This window comes from Pseudomonas sp. P4_B3 (assembly GCF_056402295.1).
The window spans coordinates 1-17947 of record NZ_JBFUHR010000009.1 but is presented as its reverse complement, the minus strand read 5'-3'; the positions used below and the strand labels follow the sequence as shown (position 1 = coordinate 17947).

General features: G+C 60.5%; 14 protein-coding genes and 1 pseudogene. 6 read left to right on the top strand and 9 right to left on the bottom strand.

Translation table 11 applies throughout. The features are described from left to right. Positions 1 to 181: 181 nt before the first annotated feature. The 4 genes from AC1DWG_RS12230 to pcaC are packed head-to-tail and all read left to right on the top strand — an operon-like array spanning position 182 to position 4103. A complete protein-coding gene (locus AC1DWG_RS12230) occupies positions 182 to 1486 on the top strand; it encodes an MFS family transporter (RefSeq protein ID WP_477763839.1) in 1305 nt (434 codons plus the stop codon). 45 nt (positions 1487 to 1531) lie between these two features. Continuing rightward, a complete protein-coding gene (locus tag AC1DWG_RS12225; RefSeq protein WP_477763838.1) occupies positions 1532 to 2896 on the top strand; it encodes a 3-carboxy-cis,cis-muconate cycloisomerase in 1365 nt (454 codons plus the stop codon). 12 nt (positions 2897 to 2908) lie between these two features. Next, the gene (gene pcaD, locus AC1DWG_RS12220) at positions 2909 to 3700 is read left to right on the top strand and encodes a 3-oxoadipate enol-lactonase (protein ID WP_477755561.1); all 792 of its coding nucleotides are present in this window, start codon (positions 2909 to 2911) and stop codon (positions 3698 to 3700) included. Positions 3701 to 3710: 10 nt separating this feature from the next. Then, positions 3711 to 4103 carry a 4-carboxymuconolactone decarboxylase gene (gene pcaC, locus AC1DWG_RS12215; protein ID WP_007986313.1) on the top strand — a complete coding sequence of 131 codons (393 nt, stop codon included), beginning with the start codon at positions 3711 to 3713 and terminating at the stop codon, positions 4101 to 4103. Positions 4104 to 4229: 126 nt separating this feature from the next. Here the strand turns inward: pcaC and AC1DWG_RS12210 are convergent, their stop codons facing one another. The 4 genes from AC1DWG_RS12210 to AC1DWG_RS12195 all read right to left on the bottom strand — a co-directional run bounded on the left by AC1DWG_RS12210 (position 4230) and on the right by AC1DWG_RS12195 (position 11633). Then, positions 4230 to 5489 (bottom strand): OprD family porin, encoded by a 1260-nt coding sequence (locus AC1DWG_RS12210; protein WP_477763837.1) that lies wholly within the window; start codon positions 5487 to 5489, stop codon positions 4230 to 4232. A gap of 361 nt (positions 5490 to 5850) precedes the next feature. Beyond that, positions 5851 to 7311 carry an efflux RND transporter outer membrane subunit EmhC gene (gene emhC / locus AC1DWG_RS12205; RefSeq protein WP_477755438.1) on the bottom strand — a complete coding sequence of 487 codons (1461 nt, stop codon included), beginning with the start codon at positions 7309 to 7311 and terminating at the stop codon, positions 5851 to 5853. Further along, positions 7311 to 10472: an efflux RND transporter permease subunit EmhB gene (gene emhB / locus AC1DWG_RS12200; protein ID WP_477765071.1), complete on the bottom strand. Its 3162-nt coding sequence runs from the start codon at positions 10470 to 10472 to the stop codon at positions 7311 to 7313. The genes emhC and emhB overlap by 1 nt, the downstream gene beginning before the upstream one ends. A 3-nt stretch (positions 10473 to 10475) precedes the next feature. Further along, positions 10476 to 11633: an efflux RND transporter periplasmic adaptor subunit gene (locus AC1DWG_RS12195; protein WP_477765072.1), complete on the bottom strand. Its 1158-nt coding sequence runs from the start codon at positions 11631 to 11633 to the stop codon at positions 10476 to 10478. A gap of 277 nt (positions 11634 to 11910) precedes the next feature. Here AC1DWG_RS12195 and emhR point away from each other — a divergent pair, with 277 nt between their 5' ends. Further along, a complete protein-coding gene (emhR, locus tag AC1DWG_RS12190; RefSeq protein WP_477765073.1) occupies positions 11911 to 12543 on the top strand; it encodes an efflux system transcriptional repressor EmhR in 633 nt (210 codons plus the stop codon). Positions 12544 to 12805: 262 nt separating this feature from the next. Here emhR and AC1DWG_RS12185 read toward each other — a convergent pair whose 3' ends face one another. The 3 genes and pseudogenes from AC1DWG_RS12185 to AC1DWG_RS12175 form a co-directional block, all read right to left on the bottom strand. Beyond that, entirely contained in the window at positions 12806 to 13855 is a 1050-nt protein-coding gene (locus tag AC1DWG_RS12185; protein WP_477787850.1) for an alkene reductase, read from the bottom strand. A gap of 30 nt (positions 13856 to 13885) precedes the next feature. Further along, positions 13886 to 14974 (bottom strand): annotated as a pseudogene (locus AC1DWG_RS12180) (MFS transporter); the annotation flags it as partial. 43 nt (positions 14975 to 15017) lie between these two features. Beyond that, the gene (locus AC1DWG_RS12175; RefSeq protein WP_477765076.1) at positions 15018 to 15320 is read right to left on the bottom strand and encodes an ArsR/SmtB family transcription factor; all 303 of its coding nucleotides are present in this window, start codon (positions 15318 to 15320) and stop codon (positions 15018 to 15020) included. Between the two features lie 170 nt (positions 15321 to 15490). Here AC1DWG_RS12175 and AC1DWG_RS12170 point away from each other — a divergent pair, with 170 nt between their 5' ends. Beyond that, complete coding sequence (locus tag AC1DWG_RS12170; protein WP_477787849.1) at positions 15491 to 16069, top strand: acyl carrier protein phosphodiesterase; 579 nt, start codon at positions 15491 to 15493, stop codon at positions 16067 to 16069. 108 nt (positions 16070 to 16177) lie between these two features. On the opposite strand, the gene AC1DWG_RS12165 is transcribed toward AC1DWG_RS12170, so the two are convergent. Both AC1DWG_RS12165 and olsB read right to left on the bottom strand, forming a co-directional pair. After that, positions 16178 to 16969 (bottom strand): lysophospholipid acyltransferase family protein, encoded by a 792-nt coding sequence (locus AC1DWG_RS12165; RefSeq protein ID WP_477765078.1) that lies wholly within the window; start codon positions 16967 to 16969, stop codon positions 16178 to 16180. Beyond that, positions 16969 to 17724 (bottom strand): L-ornithine N(alpha)-acyltransferase, encoded by a 756-nt coding sequence (gene olsB, locus AC1DWG_RS12160; protein ID WP_477755429.1) that lies wholly within the window; start codon positions 17722 to 17724, stop codon positions 16969 to 16971. Before olsB ends, AC1DWG_RS12165 begins: the two co-directional genes overlap by 1 nt. Positions 17725 to 17947 lie beyond the last annotated feature (223 nt).

Genomic DNA, 17947 nt, shown 5'->3' with positions numbered 1-17947 from the left:
ACCTGTAGGAGCGAGCCTGCTCGCGATGGCGTCGGTACATTCACCGTCGATGTCGTCTGACACACTGCTATCGCGAGCAGGCTCGCTCCTACAGGGGTTGCGTATTGCTGATCCATCTGCGGAACGGGGTTGTTGCAAAGTGTGTCTAGACTCTCACTGTCCCCATTGAGTGAAAAAAACAATGACAACACCCACGGCTCCTATAGCTCTTTATACGGGCGAAGAACGCAACAAGCGGATTTTCGCCATTGTCGGTGCTTCGTCCGGCAACCTGGTCGAATGGTTCGACTTCTATGTCTACGCCTTCTGTGCGATCTATTTCGCGCCGGCCTTTTTCCCGTCCGACAACCCCACGGTGCAGTTGGTCAACACGGCTGGCGTGTTTGCCGCCGGGTTCCTGATGCGGCCTATTGGTGGCTGGATTTTCGGGCGGTTGGCGGACAAGCACGGGCGCAAGAACTCGATGCTGATCTCGATTCTGATGATGTGCTTCGGCTCGTTGCTTATCGCCTGTTTGCCGACCTACAACAGTATCGGGGTCTGGGCGCCGGTGATGTTGCTGTTCGCCCGTTTGCTGCAAGGTTTGTCGGTGGGCGGTGAGTACGGCACTACCGCGACCTACATGAGTGAAGTGGCGCTCAAGGGCCAGCGCGGTTTCTTCGCCTCGTTCCAGTACGTGACCCTGATTGGCGGCCAGTTGCTCGCGGTGTCGCTGGTGGTGATCCTGCAACAGTTCCTCACCGAGGATGACCTGCGTGCCTACGGCTGGCGGATTCCCTTTGTGGTCGGTGCCATGGCGGCGTTGGTTTCGCTGTATTTGCGTCGTTCGCTTAAAGAAACTTCCAGCAAGGAAATGCGCGAAAACAAGGACGCCGGCAGTATCCGCGCGTTGTTTCGCGACCATAAAGCCGCGTTCATCACCGTGCTCGGTTACACCGCCGGTGGCTCGCTGATTTTCTACACCTTCACCACGTACATGCAGAAGTACCTGGTGAACACCGCCGGCATGCCGGCCAAGACCGCCAGCTACATCATGACCGGCGCGCTGTTCCTTTATATGTGCATGCAACCGGTTTTCGGCATGCTCGCCGACAAGATCGGCCGGCGTAACTCGATGCTCTGGTTCGGCGCCCTCGGCACGCTGTTCACCGTACCGATCCTGTTGAGCCTGAAAAGTGTCAGCAGTCCGTTCCTGGCCTTTGTGTTGATTACCCTGGCGCTGGTGATCGTCAGTTTCTACACCTCGATCAGCGGTCTGGTAAAAGCCGAGATGTTCCCGCCGGAAGTACGTGCCCTGGGTGTCGGCCTGGCGTATGCGGTGGCGAATGCGATCTTCGGTGGTTCGGCGGAGTATGTGGCCTTGAGCCTCAAGGCCGTGGGTATGGAAAACTCCTTCTACTGGTACGTCACGGTGATGATGGCGGTGGCATTCCTGTTCAGCCTGCGCCTGCCGAAACAGGCGAAGTATCTGCAGCAAGACCTTTGATCTTCACGCGCGGGTCGCAAAGGCCCGCGCCTCCAGGAACTGTTTATGAATCAGCGACCGGGCAATCAATTGTTCGATGCCTATTTCACTGCCCGCGATATGCGTGAGGTGTTCTGCGATCAGGGCCGGGTCCAGGCCATGCTCGATTTCGAAGCGGCACTGGCCCGGGCCGAAGCGCAGGTAGGGTTGATTCCGTCGAGTGCTGTCGCGCCGATTGAAGCGGCTTGCCGCGCAGGGCTTTATGACTTCGCGGCGTTGGGCGAGGCGATTGCCACGGCGGGTAACTCGGCCATTCCGTTGGTCAAGGCGCTGGGCAAACAGATCGCGGCCACCGATGCCGAAGCCGAGCGATATGTGCATCTGGGCGCGACCAGCCAGGACGTGATGGACAGCGGCCTGGTGCTGCAACTGCGCCGCGCACTGGCGCTGATCGAAAGCGATCTGGCGCAACTGGGCCAAACCCTTGCGACGCAGGCCCAACGTTATACAGCGACGCCATTGGCCGGGCGCACCTGGTTGCAACACGCAACGCCTGTCACCCTCGGCATGAAAATCGCCGGTTGGCTGGGGGCAGTGACGCGCAGTCGCCAGCGCTTGGCCGAACTCAAGCCGCGCCTGCTGGTGCTGCAATTCGGCGGTGCGTCCGGAACCCTTGCGGCCCTTGGCGACCTGGCCATGCCAATTGCCCAGGCGCTGGCCGAAGAACTGCAACTGGCCTTGCCCGAACAGCCGTGGCACACCCAGCGCGATCGCGTGGTTGAATTCGCTGCAGTACTCGGCCTGATCGCCGGCAGTCTCGGCAAACTCGGGCGCGATATCAGCCTGTTGATGCAAACCGAGGCTGGCGAAGTGTTCGAACCTTCGGCGCCGGGCAAGGGCGGTTCTTCGACCATGCCGCACAAGCGCAATCCGGTGGGCGCGGCGGTGCTGATCGGTGCGGCAACGCGTGTACCCGGTCTGCTCTCGACGCTGTTCAGCGCCATGCCCCAGGAACACGAACGCAGCCTCGGCCTGTGGCATGCCGAGTGGGAAACCCTGCCGGAGATTTGCTGCCTGGTGTCGGGCAGCCTGCAGCAAGCGCTGTTGATCGCCAAAGGACTGGAAGTGGATGCCGAGCGCATGGCGCGCAACCTCGATTTGACCCAGGGCCTGGTGCTTGCCGAAGCGGTGAGCATCGTCCTCGCGCAACGGGTAGGGCGCGACACTGCGCATCATCTCTTGGAGCAATGCTGCAAACGCGCCGTGGCCGAACAACGTCACCTGCGTGCGGTCCTCGGCGACGAACCGCAAGTGACCGCCGAACTGTCGGTGGCTGAACTCGATCATCTGCTGGACCCCGCCCATTACCTCGGTCAGGCCAAAACCTGGGTCGAGCGCGCGGTGGCTGAACATTCTGCATTGACTGCCTGAAGGAGACTTGCTGTGGCTTTTGTACAACTCGCCGAGGGCGAACTGCATTACCAACTCGATGGACCGGTCGATGCGCCGGTACTGGTGTTGTCCAATTCGTTGGGCACCGACCTGCACATGTGGGACGCGCAAATCCCGGCGTTCTCCGGGCATTTTCGCGTGTTGCGTTTCGACACCCGTGGTCATGGCCAGTCATTGGTGACGCCGGGGCCTTACAGCATCGAGCAACTGGGTCACGACGTGCTTGCCTTGCTGGATGCCTTGCACATCGAACGCGCGCATTTCTGCGGTCTGTCCATGGGTGGGTTGATTGGCCAGTGGCTGGGGATCAATGCCGGCGAACGCCTGAACAAGCTGATCGTGTGCAACACAGCAGCGAAAATCGGCGATCCGTCAGTGTGGAACCCACGTATCGAAATGGTGCTGCGTGATCGTCAGGCGGCTATGGTTGCCCTGCGCGATGCGTCGATTGCCCGCTGGTTCACCCCGGACTTCTCCGCCGCCAACCCGGCGGCAGCCAAGCAAATCACCGACATGCTCGCGGCCACTTCGCCCGAAGGCTATGCAGCCAATTGCGCTGCGGTGCGCGATGCCGATTTCCGCGATCAGTTGTCTGCGATCAAGGCGCCGCTGTTGGTGGTTGCCGGAAGCGAAGATGCGGTGACGCCACCGTCCGGTGGGCATTTCATCCAGGAGCATGTGCGCGGGGCCGAGTACGCCGAGTTCTATGCGGCGCACTTATCCAACGTCCAGGCAGGCAATGCGTTCAGCGAGCGTGTGCTGGCGTTTCTGTCGGCTGATTGAGGGGATTTCCGTGGACGAGAAACAACGTTATGACGAGGGCCTGAAGGTCCGTCGCGCGGTCTTGGGCGATGCCCACGTCGACCGCAGCCTGAATGCCTTGACCGAGTTCAACTCGGAGTTTCAGGAGATGATCACCCGTCACGCCTGGGGCGACATCTGGACCCGCCCTGGCCTGCCGCGCCACACCCGCAGCCTGATCACCATCGCCATGCTGATCGGCATGAATCGCAACGAAGAATTGAAACTGCACCTGCGCGCTGCCGCCAACAACGGCGTGAGTCGTGGCGAGATCAAGGAAGTGATCATGCAGAGCGCCATCTACTGCGGGATCCCGGCGGCCAATGCGACGTTCCATTTGGCCGAGTCGGTGTGGGATGAGTTGGGGGTTGAGTCGCGGGAGTGATCCCGGCGATTTTTGTTGCCTGAGCTGACGCCATCGCGAGCAGGCTCGCTCCTACAGTTGACCGTGTTGTCATGGCGGACGCGTCTAATGTAGGAGCGAGCCTGCTCGCGATGGCGGTGGTGAGGGTTACAACAGGCTGATCGGATAGCTGATGATCAGGCGGTTCTCATCGAACTCGTTATTGCTGTAATCCCGGCGCATGGTCGAGTTGCGCCATTTCAGGTTCAGGTCTTTCAGCGCACCGCTCTGCACGGTGTAGCCCAGTTCACTTTCACGCCCCCATTCCTTGCCATCGGTGATGCTGCCGGTGTGCACATTGTCGCCGCTGATATAGCGGTTCATCAGGGTCAAACCCGGTACGCCGAGGGCGGCGAAGTTGTAGTCGTGGCGTACCTGCCAGGAGCGTTCCTGGGCATTGTCGTAGCTGGAGTTGTAGCTGTCGTTGGCCAGTGTGCCGCCGCTGGTGCCATTGACCCGCATCCAGGCATTGTCGCCGGTGAGTTTTTGCAGGCCGACGTAGAAGGTGTTGCCGCCGTGCTTGGCCGAAAACAAGCCATACATTGTTTTGTTGTCCAGCTCGCCAGCCAGGGCGCTGCCGTCATCCTTGCCGTAGAAGAAACCCAGGTTGGCGCCCAGGGTCCAGTCGCCGATCGGTTGGTTGTGGGTCAGGTTGATGAATTGCTGGCTGTAGATGTCCTTGAGCTCGGCATTCCACAGACCGATCTGGGTGCGCTTGTCGTTGAATACGTACTCGCCGCCCTCGAAGTTGAAACGGTCAGAGTTGAACGCGGCTTTGCCGGTCATCGACATGTCGCTCATGCTGCTGTCGTCGCGCGGGCTGTTCTGGCGGAACTGGCCGCCGTAGAGCGTCAGGCCATTGATTTCCTTCGACGTGATCTGGCCGCCACGGAAGGTTTGCGGCAACGAGCGACCGTCGTCCGAACGCAGGATTGGCAGCACCGGCATCCATTCCCCAACTTTCACTTCGGTTTGCGACAGCTTTGCCTTGAACGCCACGTTGGTGCGGCCGAAATTGTCCGCCGGGCGACCGTCGTGATCCAGCGGCAGCAGTTGCGTGCCGCCGGTGCCTTTGCCGCCATCAAGCTTCACCGAATACAAACCGAGCACATCCATGCCGAACCCGACGGTGCCCTGGGTGAACCCGGATTTGGCGTCGAGGATGAAACTTTGCGTCCACTCTTCAGCCTTGCCCTGGGCCTTGGTCGGGTTGGTGAAGTTGCGGTTGATGTAGAAGTTGCGCAGGTTCAGGTTGACCTTGGCCCCATCGACGAAGCCCGACTCTTCGGCGTTGGCGGGCAGGGCCGCGCTGGCCAGGGCAATGGCAATCAGGCTGGGAACGAAATACTGCGCGGTGGAAGGCGTCATGGACTCGGGTCTCTCTAATTCTTGGGGATGAAACGGGGTGATGCCGCAACCCGGGGTTGCAGACGAATTTTCGAAATCAGTACAAACGAAGCGGATCAGCCGGAGAGGGCAGGGCGCGGGGACATGGTGTCGAACCTGTTGTTATTGGTTTTGTGGTTCGGATGGTGTGGGAAATGTACTGGATGGTTCAATTGCTAAAGGCGGTTTTTGGGCGATTATCGAACGGCAAAAGATCGCAGCCTTCGGCAGCTCCTACAAGGGAACGCGAATTTCCGCGTAGGAGCTGCCGAAGGCTGCGATCTTTTGATTTTAGCCAACAAAAAGCCCACCAATCGGTGGGCCCCTTGTTTTCACAGCGCTATCAGAAATACTTCATCTTCGGCGCTTCTTCTTTCAACGGCTCGTTCTTCGCCGTCTGTTCGTTCCAGCCACCACCCAGTGCCTTGTACAGATTGACCTGGCTGACCAACTGCGCCAGACGGTCGGTGATCAACACCTGTTGCGCACTGAACAGCTGACGCTGGGCATCGAGGAAGGTCAGGTTGCTGTCGACACCGATGCGGTAACGACGCTCGGCCAGGCGGTAGTATTGCTGGTTGGCACTGACGAAATCTTTCTGTGCCTGCAACTGCTGGACGTAGGTCTGGCGGGCGGCCAGGCCGTCGGCAACTTCCTGGAAGGCCGTTTGAATGGACTTCTCGTAGTTCGCCACGCCAATGTCTTTCTGGATTTTCGAGTAATCCAGGCTGGCGCTCAGGGAGCCGGCGTTGAAGATCGGCAGGTTGATCTGCGGCTGGAACAGCCACGTGCCCGAACCGCCCTTGAACAGGCCGGACAGGTCCGGGCTCAGAGTGCCGGCATTGGCCGTGAGGCTGATGCTCGGGAAGAACGCAGCCCGCGCCGCGCCGATGTTGGCGTTGGCGGCCTTCAGGTTGTACTCGGCCTGAAGGATGTCCGGACGACGATGCAGCAGGTCCGACGGCAGGCCGGGCGGAACGTCGCTCAGCAGGTCGTCGTCAAGCGGTTTGGCCGCTTGCAGGTTGGCCGGGATACCGGTGCCGAGCAGCAGCACCAGGATGTTCTCGTCCTGGGCGACCTGACGGGTGTACTTGGCCAGTTGCGCACGGGCGTTTTCCACCGAGGTGCGCGACTGCGCCAGGTCCAGGGCCGAGGCGACCCCGACTTCGTTGCTGCGGGCGGTGAGCTTGTAGCTCTCCTCGAATGCGGCGAGGGTGTCCTGGGTCAGCTTGTACAGTTCCTTGTCGGCCTGCCAGGTCAGGTAGGCATTGGCGACACTGGCCACCAGGCTGATTTGCGTGCTGCGGCGGCCTTCTTCGGTGGCGAAGTACTTCTGCAGCGCCTCTTCGTTCAGGCTGCGAACCCGACCGAACAGGTCGAGTTCATAGGCGCTGACCCCGACCGTGGCCGAGTAGGAACTGACGATGCCCGACTGACCTGTTTGCGAGGAGTTTTCCGGAACCCGCTGGCGGCTGCCGGTGCCGTTGGCCGAAACGGCCGGGAACAGATCGGCACGGGAAATGCGGTACTGGGCCGCAAACGCGTCGATGTTCAGGGCCGCGACACGCAGGTCACGGTTGTTTTCCAGGGCCACCTGGATCAGCTGTTGCAGCGCCGGGTCATGGAAAAATTGCTTCCAGCCTTGCTCGGCAGCCGCTTGCGCCGGTGCCTGGGCCGGCGAGTACGCCGGGCCCTGCGGGTATTGGCCCGCCACCGGCGCTTCGGGCTGCTGATAATCAGGTATCAGCGAGCAGCCACCGAGCACGAAGGCGGCGACTGCCAGGGAGAGTAGCGACTTGCTCATTAGCCAGCCTCTTGAGGAGTTTCAGTGGCGTCATCCTGGTCGGCGATTTTGCGCTGGCCTATGGACGACACGGTGACGAAGAACAACGGGACCCAGAAAATCGCCAGCACAGTGGCCGTGATCATACCGCCGATCACACCGGTGCCGATTGCATGCTGGCTACCGGAACCCGCGCCGGTGGATATCGCCAGTGGTACCACACCCAGAACGAAGGCGAGCGAGGTCATGATGATCGGTCGCAGACGCATGCGACTGGCTTCAATTGCCGCATCGCGCAGGCTACGCCCTTGTTCGTGCAGTTCCTTGGCAAATTCGACAATCAGAATGGCGTTTTTCGCCGCCAGACCAATGGTCGTCAACAGACCTACCTGGAAGTACACGTCGTTGGACAAACCGCGCAGGCTGGTGGCCATCAATGCACCGATGATCCCCAGCGGCACCACCAACATCACCGCGATCGGAATCGACCAGCTCTCATACAACGCCGCCAGACACAAGAACACCATCAGCAGCGACAGGGCGTACAGCGCGGGTGCTTGCGAACCGGACAGACGTTCTTCGTACGACAGACCGGTCCAGGAAATACCGACACCCGCCGGTAGCTTCTGCGCGATGGCTTCGACTTCGGCCATGGCTTCACCGGTGGAATAGCCAGGCGCCGGGGCTCCGAGGACTTCCATCGCTTCCACGCCGTTGTAGCGGGCCAGTTTCGGCGAACCGTAAATCCACTCGCCCCTGGCGAACGCCGAGAACGGAACCATGGTGCCGCTGCTATTGCGCACGTACCACTTCTGCAGGTCTTCAGGGTTCATTCGAGCGCCTGGCTGGCCTTGCACGTAAACCTTCTTCACGCGACCGCGGTCGATGAAGTCGTTGACGTAGCTACTGCCCAGGGCAATCGACAGAGTGTTGTTGATATCGGCGATGGTAATGCCCAGGGCACTGGCCTTCTCGTCATCGATTTCCAGTTGGTATTGCGGTTCGTCGTTCAGGCCGTTCGGACGCACCTGAGTCAGAATCTTGCTTTGCGCGGCCATGCCGAGGAACTGGTTACGTGCAGCCATCAGTTTGTCGTGGCCGATGCCGGCGCGGTCCTGCAGGAACACGTCGAAACCGGTGGCGTTACCCAACTCCAGTACCGCCGGTGGCGCGAAGGCGAACACCATGGCGTCACGGAAGGTGAAGAAGTGCTGTTGGGCACGGGCCGCTACCTTGAACACGTTGTTGTCGGCGTTACGCTCGTCCCACGGCCGGAGCATGATGAACGCCATGCCCGAACTCTGGCCACGGCCGGCGAAGTTGAAGCCGGTCACGGTAAACACCGAGTTCACCGCATCGCCTTCACCGCCATCCTTGCCCGGACGCAGCAGGAATTCCCGCATCTCGTCCACGACCACCTGGGTGCGCTGGGCACTGGAACCGGCCGGGGTCTGCACCTGGGCAAACAGTACGCCCTGGTCTTCTTCCGGCAGGAACGCCGTTGGAATACGGGTGAACAGCCAGATCATGCCGACGACGATGATCAGGTAGGCCAGCAGGTACGGGGCCTTTTGCGCGAGCATATTGCCCACGCCACGCTCGTAGCTCCTGACGCCGCGGTCGAAGTTGCGGTTGAACCAGCCGAAGAAACCGCGTTTCGGGGTGCCGTGCTCGCCTTTCGGAATCGGCTTGAGCATGGTCGCGCAGAGCGCCGGGGTGAAGATCAGTGCAACCAGTACCGACAGGGCCATGGCCGAGACGATGGTGATCGAGAACTGCTTGTAGATCACACCGGTGGAGCCGCTGAAGAACGCCATCGGCAGCAGCACCGCCGACAGCACCAGGGCAATACCCACCAGTGCGCCCTGGATCTGGCCCATGGATTTCTTGGTGGCTTCCTTGGGTGACAGGCCTTCTTCGCTCATCACCCGTTCGACGTTTTCCACCACGACGATGGCGTCGTCCACCAGCAAGCCGATGGCCAGCACCATACCGAACATGGTCAGGGTGTTGATGCTGAAACCGGCTGCCGCGAGGATCCCGAACGTACCGAGCAATACCACCGGCACGGTCATCGTGGTGATGATGGTGGCACGGAAGTTCTGCAGGAACAGGAACATCACCAGGAACACCAGTGCGACCGCTTCGACCAGGGTGTGAACCACGCCTTTGATCGATTCGGTCACCACCGGAGTAGTGTCATACGGGAACACCACTTCCATCCCTTGCGGGAAGAACGGCTTGAGGTTGTCGATGGTCGCGCGCAGGGCTTTGGCCGTATCGAGAGCGTTGGCACCGGTAGCCAGTTTCACCGCCAGGCCGGATGCCGGGGCACCGTTGAACTGGGCGTTAATGCTGTAGTTCTCACCCCCCAAACCGACTTCGGCGACATCTTTGAGGCGAACCTGGGAACCGTCCTTGTTGACCTTGAGCAGGATCTTGTCGAATTGCTCCGCGGTCTGCAGACGGGTCTTGCCGATGATCGTCGCGTTCAACTGGGTGCCGGGCAGGGCCGGCAGGCCGCCGAGCTGGCCGGACGACACCTGGACGTTCTGCGCAGCGATGGCGGTCTTGGCGTCGATAGGGGTCAGGTTGAATTTGTTCAACTTGGCCGGATCGAGCCAAATCCGCATGGCGTACTGGGAACCGAACACCTGGAAGTCACCGACACCGGCGGTCCGCGAGATCGGGTCCTGCATGTTCGACACGATGTAGTTGGACAGGTCGTCCTTGGTCATGCTGCCGTCACGCGACACCACGCCGATCACCAACAGGAAGTTCTTCACCGCCTTGGTGACGCGGATACCTTGCTGCTGCACTTCTTGCGGCAGCAGTGGGGTAGCCAGGTTCAGCTTGTTCTGGACCTGAACCTGCGCGGTATCGGAGTTGGTGCCTTGCTCGAAGGTCGCGGTAATGGTCATGGTGCCGTCGGAGTTACTTTCCGACGAGACATAACGCAGGTGGTCGATACCATTGAGCTGTTGTTCGATCACCTGCACCACGGTGTCCTGTACGGTCTGTGCCGAAGCACCCGGATAGGCAACGGAAATGGCGATCGCTGGCGGCGCAATGCTCGGGTATTGGTTGATCGGCAGTTTGAGGATCGATAGAGCCCCGACCAACATGATCACCAGGGCAATTACCCAGGCGAAAATCGGACGGTCGATAAAAAATTTCGACATGGTTTACTCCCCTTTACCGCCAGAAGCTGTATTAGCTGCCTGGGCGGGGGCCGGGTTCTTTGCGGCTACGTTGGTCGCTTCACTGGCCTTGACTTCGATGCCGGGTTTGACGAATTGCAGACCTTCGGTGATCAGTCGATCGCCGGCCTTCAGGCCGTCTTCGATCAGCCATTGGTTACCGACGGTGCGGTTGGCCTTGAGGTGACGCAGTTCGACCTTGTTGTCCGGGCCGACAACCAGTGCGGTCGGGGTACCCTTGAGGTCGCGGGTCACGCCTTGCTGCGGGGCCAGGATCGCTGCGCTGTTCACACCGGCCAGCAACTTGGCGTGCACGAACATGCCAGGCAGAAGGGTGTGATCAGGGTTCGGGAAAATCGCGCGCAGGGTGACGGAACCGGTGGTCTGGTCAACCGAAATTTCGGAGAATTCCAGCTTGCCGTCCAGCTTGTACTCGCTGCCGTCTTCGAGGGTCAGCTTGACCGATGCCGCGTTATCGCCAGCCTTTTGCAAGCGACCGCTTTCCAGCTCACGGCGCAGTTGCAACAACTCGACCGAGGACTGCGTCACGTCGACGTAGATCGGGTCGATTTGCTGAATCACCGCCATCGCGTCGACCTGGGCATTGCTGACCAGCGCGCCTTCAGTCACCGAGGAGCGGCCGATACGGCCGGTCAACGGGGCATAGACCTTGGTGTAGCGCACGTTGATCTGGGCAGATTGCAACGCGGCTTCCGATTGCAGGCGGTTGGCCACGGCGGTGTCGTACTCCTGACGGCTTACGGCTTGCTCGTCGACCAGTTGCTTGTAGCGGTCGGAAATCGATTTGGTCGAACGCAGGTTGGCTTCGGCGCTGGCGAGCGTTGCTTCATAGACCGATGGATCGATCTGATAGAGCTGCTGGCCGGCCTTGACGTCACTGCCTTCCTTGAACAGGCGCTTGAGAATGATGCCGTTGACCTGAGGACGGACTTCGGCAATGCGGAACGCACTGGTACGGCCGGGCAGATCGGATGTCAGGGTGAAAGCTTGCGGTTGCAGAGTCACGACGCCGACCTGAGGCGGTGGGGCGGCCGGTGCTGCCTCTTCCTTTTTGCATCCGCTGAGTAGCGATGCCAAGGCGACGGCGGCGACCAGAGCGGTAACAGCTGGCTTGAATTGCATGAAAATCCTCGGGTCAGGCGCGCAAGGAGCGCACTAGAAAGGTGGAAGGTTGAAAAATGTTTGCAGAGTGGATAAGTAGCTTGCTAATGAATATACTTACGTACATGGCTGTTTGTAAATACCCAGGCTGCGTATCAACGTCGTTACTCAAGCCGTTACACAAGCCGTTGAAAGGTTGGAATTGTAGGCCGGGGACGAACCCCCAGAACGTTCGCCCCACTTTTATTCAGCTGATATTCAGACATCGCTGAAGCACCCTGATTGAGGTTGTACTGCCATGGTCCGTCGTACCAAAGAGGAAGCTCAGGAAACCCGCGCACAAATTCTCGAGGCGGCCGAAAAGGCCTTTTTCGAGCGGGGCGTGGCGCGCACGACCCTGGCGGACATCGCGACCTTGGCCGGCGTCACTCGCGGGGCCATTTACTGGCATTTCAGCAACAAGGCGGATCTGGTGCAGGCCATGCTCGACACTTTGCATGAGCCGTTGGAAGAAATGGCCAAGGCCAGCGAGAGCGAAGACGAACTCGATCCCCTGGGCTGCATGCGCAAACTGTTGATTCATTTGTTTCATCAAATTGCGCTGGACCCGAAAACCCGCCGCATCAATGAGATTCTTTATCATAAGTGCGAATTCACCGATGAAATGTGCGACCTGCGCCAACAACGGGTATCAGCCAGCCTCGAATGCAATGTGCGGATCGGCCTGGCCCTGAGTAATGCAGTGAATCGTGGCCAGTTGCCGGAAAACCTCGACACCGCCCGCGCCGCGATCAGCTTGCATGCTTATATTGATGGCATCCTGTACCAGTGGCTGCTGGCCCCCGACAGTTTTGAATTGCACACCGAAGCCGAGCGTTGGGTCGATACCGGGCTGGATATGCTGCGCTTGAGCCCCAGCCTGCGCAAATGAAACAAAATTCGTAATTGGGTCCGCGTGTGTCAACCGAGGGCCTTTTTTGTCATTCGATGTGCCGTAATGGGGTGCTTTTATATACGTACCCTTGGCGGGATAACAGGTAGCAAGCTCAGTATTTTGTAGGGAATTTGTGTCGCCTTTATGAGGCCCCTTCATTGCACGGTCCCTGTAGGAGCTGCCGAAGGCTCGGGCTCGATACTCAACAAAAAGCCCCGGCTCTTTCGAATCGGGGCTTTTGTATTTCCACGGTTGCTGATTACAGCGTCGGGTAGTCGATGTAACCGGCCGGGCCCTTGGCGTAGAACAGTTCCGGACGCGCGTCGTTCAGCGGCGCGTCAGCCTGCAAACGCGCTGGCAGGTCCGGGTTGGCAATGAAAGGTACGCCGAAGGCGACGGCATCGGCCTTGCCAGTGGCAAGCAACGCGTTGGCGCTGTCCTTGGTGAAACGCTCGTTGGCAATGTATGGGCCGCCGAACGCTTCCTTGAGTTGAGGGCCGAGGCTGTCGGCACCTTCTTTCTCGCGCGAGCAGATGAAGGCGATGCCACGCTTGCCCAGTTCGCGAGCGACGTAGGTGAAGGTTTCGGCCAGGTTGTCGTCGCCCATGTCATGCAAGTCGGCGCGTGGCGACAGGTGCACACCCACGCGGCCGGCACCCCAGATTTCGATGGCGGCGTCAGTCACTTCCAGCAGCAGGCGGGCACGGTTTTCCAGGGAGCCGCCGTAGTTGTCGGTGCGCTGGTTGGTGCTGCTTTGCAGGAACTGGTCGAGCAGGTAACCGTTGGCGGCATGGATTTCCACACCATCGAAGCCGGCGGCCTTGGCGTTCTCGGCACCGACGCGGTAAGCGTCGACGATGTCGGCGATTTCAGCGGTTTCCAGGGCGCGCGGGACAGGGAAGTCGGCCAACGGACGAACCAGGTTGACGTGGCCCTTTGGCTGGATGGCGCTCGGGGCGACCGGGGCTTCACCGTTCAGGTACAAACCGTGGGAAATGCGACCCACGTGCCACAACTGCAGGAAGATCTTGCCGCCGGCACCGTGGATTGCCTTGGTCACGTTGGACCAGCCACGTACCTGATCGTTGGACCAGATGCCCGGGGTGTCCGGGTAGCCGACGCCCATCGGCGTCACCGAAGTGGCTTCGCTGAGGATCAGCCCGGCGGAGGCACGTTGCACGTAGTACTCGGCCATCAACGCATTGGGCACGCGACCTTCGTCGGCGCGGCAGCGGGTCAGTGGCGCCATGATGATGCGGTTGGCCAACTCGAGGTCGCCCAGTTTGATCGGATCGAAAATAGTCGTCATTTAGTGTAACCCTCGTGAGGTAATGGTTGATCAGTTGGTAGCAGGGGCCAGATCGGGATTGCCGCTCTGACGGAAAGTAATCAGGGTCACCAGCAGGGCGAGTACCGCCAGTGCGGCTGCCGCGAGCGGCACGCTGGTCAGGCCGAAGCCGTGGGCGATCACGCTGCCGCCGACCCAGGCACCCAAGGCGTTGCCGATGTTGAAAGCGCCGATGTTCAGGGTCGATACCAGGTTCGGTGCGGCGTTGCCGAAGGTCACCACGTTCACTTGCAGCGCCGGTACGGCGGCGAAGCACGCGGTGGCCCAGAGGAACAGGGTGATTTCGGTCGGGATCAGCGCGACGCTGGTCCAGGTGAGCACGGTGGACACCACGGCCATGGTGATGAACACGCCGATCAGCGTCGCGGCCATGCCTTTGTCGGCCAGCTTGCCGCCGATGATGTTGCCGACCGTCAGGCCCAGGCCGATGAGCATCAGGGTCCAGGTCACGCCACGGGGCGAGACGCCGGTGACTTCGCCCAGCAGCGGCGCGACGTAGGTGAACAGGGTGAACACCGAGGCGGCAAACAGCGCGGTCATGCTCAGGGACAGCCAGATCCCGCCGCCCTTGAGTGCGGCGAGTTCGGCGCGCATGTCGAGTTTTTCTTCATCACGCTTGGCCGGCAGGAAGCGGATCAGACCGATCAGTGCGATCACACCGATCACGGTCACGGCCCAGAAGGTCGAACGCCAGCCGGCTGCCTGACCGAGGGCGGTGCCCAGCGGTACGCCGAGGACGTTGGCCAGGGTCAGGCCGGTGAACATCAGGGCCACGGCCGAAGCGCGTTTGTTCGCAGGCACCAGGCCGGCGGCTACCACTGAACCGATACCGAAGAAGGCGCCATGACACAGGGCGGTGACCACACGGGCGAACATCAGCACGTTGTAGTCGCTAGCCACTGCGCAGAGCAGGTTGCCAATAATGAAAATGCCCATCAACGCCACCAGGGCGGCCTTGCGCGGCAGTCGGGCGGTGGCCAGCGCCATGAATGGTGCGCCGATGGCCACGCCCAGGGCGTAACCGGTCACCAGCCAGCCGGCACCGGGAATCGACACACCGAGGTCAGCCGCCACGTTGGGTCCCGGCGCTGTGTGAAAACCAATTGAGAACGCCCCCACAGGGTCAGAGCTCTTTACTGAAGGTTTTGAGGAATTCCTGGATGGTTTCCTCATTACGTTTGAAGAAGTGCCACTGGCCGACTTTACGGCTGCTGATCAGGCCGGCGCGTTGCAGGGTCGCCAGGTGTGCGGACACCGTGGACTGCGACAGGCCGCAACGTTGATCGATCTGCCCGGCGCAAACGCCGTGCTCGTTGCTGTGGGACTGGTCGGGGAATTCGACGCTCGGGTCCTTGAGCCAGTGCAGGATGTCTCGCCGTACCGGGTGCGCCAAGGCTTTTATTATTTCGTCGAGATTCATGGTCATGATGTGGGCTCGTGATGTTTAAAACGCTATATCGCGATGAGGCGAACTTTAAATCGGTATTTCGCGATATACAAATATGATTTGGCTCTGACCAGCTCGCATTTCGGTATATCGAGTTATAACGATATGTTGAGTGTAACAAGACAAGATGGCGGTGCTAAGCTGCGCCCATGAACTATCTCGCACATCTTCACCTCGGTGGTCAGCGTCCAGGTCAATTGCTCGGCAGTCTGTATGGCGATTTCGTCAAGGGACGGCTGCAAGGGCAGTTCGCTCCGGAAATCGAGGGGGCCATCCAGCTGCACCGCAGCATCGACGTGTTCACCGATCGCCATCCGCTGGTGGACGTCGCGTTGTCGCGTTTTTCCCTGACCCGTCGTCGCTACGCCGGGATCGTGCTCGACGTGTTTTTCGACCATTGCCTGGCCCGGGACTGGACACTGTATGCCGACCGGCCCCTGGCGTTGTTCATCTCGGACGTTTACCTGGTGCTTTCCAGCGAACGGCAATTGCCGGAGCGGCTGGCGAAGATAGCGCCGCACATGGTGGCCAATGACTGGTTGGGTTCGTATCAGGAATTCGAGGTACTGGAGCAGGTGTTGCGCGGGATCTCGCGGCGCCTGACCCGGCCGGAGGAACTGGCGGCGGCGATGCAGGAGTTGCGGCGGTTGTATGAACCGTTGAGCGAGGATTTTCGGTTGTTCTATCCGCAGTTGCAGGCATTTGCCCGGAACTATCCAACACCATAAAACCCCTGTAGGAGCGAGCCTGCTCGCGATTGCGGTCTGTCCTTCAGCATCATCGTTGAATGTTAAGCCGCTATCGCGAGCAGGCTCGCTCCTACAGGGGGCATGTGTTTACGCTGCAATTGCAGGGCGCATTGGTGCTCGTTGCGGTTCGACAATTTCACCAAACAACGCCTTCTGCACCGCCTGCTGCGCCTCGAACGCCAGCGCCGCGCGTTCCCGTCCTTCGCAAGCGATTGGCTTGAGCAGATGAATCTCCACGCCACCACGGTCGTTGGCGAACAGACGCATCAAGTGCGAGAGCAGATCATCGTCGCCAATGAACGGCGCCAGCGCGCAAGGCTCACCGTCGCGCACATAACGAATCGCCACCGGCTGCATCGCCACTTCGGAATCGATGGCGGCGGACAGCAGGCGACCATGGAAGGTACGCAGCGAGCGGCCATCAGTAGTGGTGCCTTCCGGGAACATCAGCAAGGGATGGGCTTGTTCCAGGTGACGGGTCATCTGCTTGCGGATCAACTGGCTGTCACCCGAGCCACGGCGGATGAACAGGCTGCCGGCCTTGGCCGCCAACCAGCCGGCCACTGGCCAGGTGCGGACTTCGGCCTTGGACAGGAACGACAGTGGCGTGAGCATGCCCAGCAGCGGGATATCGGTCCAGGATACATGATTGCTGACCCAGAGCATCGGTGTCTTCGGCAGCTCGCCATGGACGGTCACGTCAAAGGGCAGGGCGTTGCTCAGACGGGCCATGAAAAACCGCGACCAGCGCTGACGACGTGCCATCGAATGGGCCGGGCCCAGGCGCTCGAACACCCCGAACACACTGGCCATGCCCAAGCCCAGTGTCACCACCAACAGCACTCGCGCGATTCGCGCGTACACCCGCAACCGGCTCATTACACAGCCGCCTTGAAGTGTTTGGCGTAACGCGGGCAGAGCTCGTCGCGCTTGAGCAGGATGAACACGTCGGCGACCTGGAAGTCTTCGTCCCAGCATGGCTCGCCGCAGATCTTCGCGCCCAGGCGCATGTAGGCCTTGAGCAGCGGTGGCATTTCGGCGATCACGTTCGACGGGATGTCCAGGCTTGGCAGCGGGTTTTTCGGCTCGGCGCGCAGATGTTCGGTGCACAGGTAGCGTTCGCGCAGACGCTGCATGATCGCGTGGGCCTGCACGCCGCCATCCTGCATCGGAATGCTCGCGCATCCCATCAGGTAGCTGTAGCCGCCCTGGTTCAGGACTTCGGCCAGTTCACCCCAGAGCACGGCGATGGTACCGCCGTTACGGTAGGCCGGGTCGACGCAGGTGCGACCGATTTCCAGGATCGGGCCTTGCAGGTGCACCAGGCCGTGCAGGCTGAATTCTTCTTCGCTGTAAAACCTGCCCAGGCTGCTGGCAGCGGTGTGGTCGAGCAAACGGGTGGTCGCCACCAGACGTCCGGTATTCAAGTCACGTACGCCGATGTGGGCGCAGTGAACGTCGTAGTCATCCATGTCCAGACCCAATTCAGCGCCCTTGAGCCTGGCGTTGAATTCGCCGCTGAACACGTTGAAGCGCAAGGCCTGGGCCTCCTGCAATGCCTCGGCACCCACCAGGCGTTCGGCTTGCAGGCGGCGTTCGTTGCCGGTGTCGCTGATGCGGGCGATCTGAGTCATGGCGAATCTCCGTGCGGGCTGCTCACCCGTCTTTGGGCTACAGCGAATCGACTTTCTTTGTCTAGGGGGCGTTCTCAATTAGTTTCCCCACCGCGTTGTCGCCTTAAAGCTGGCCAGGCAAGGCGTAGGCCGCTGGGAATGGTTGTTCCCTTTCCAAGGCCTGCAACGCAGCATGGCCAGCTTTAAGGCACAACCCGGCGCGGTAGGGAAACTAATTGAGAAC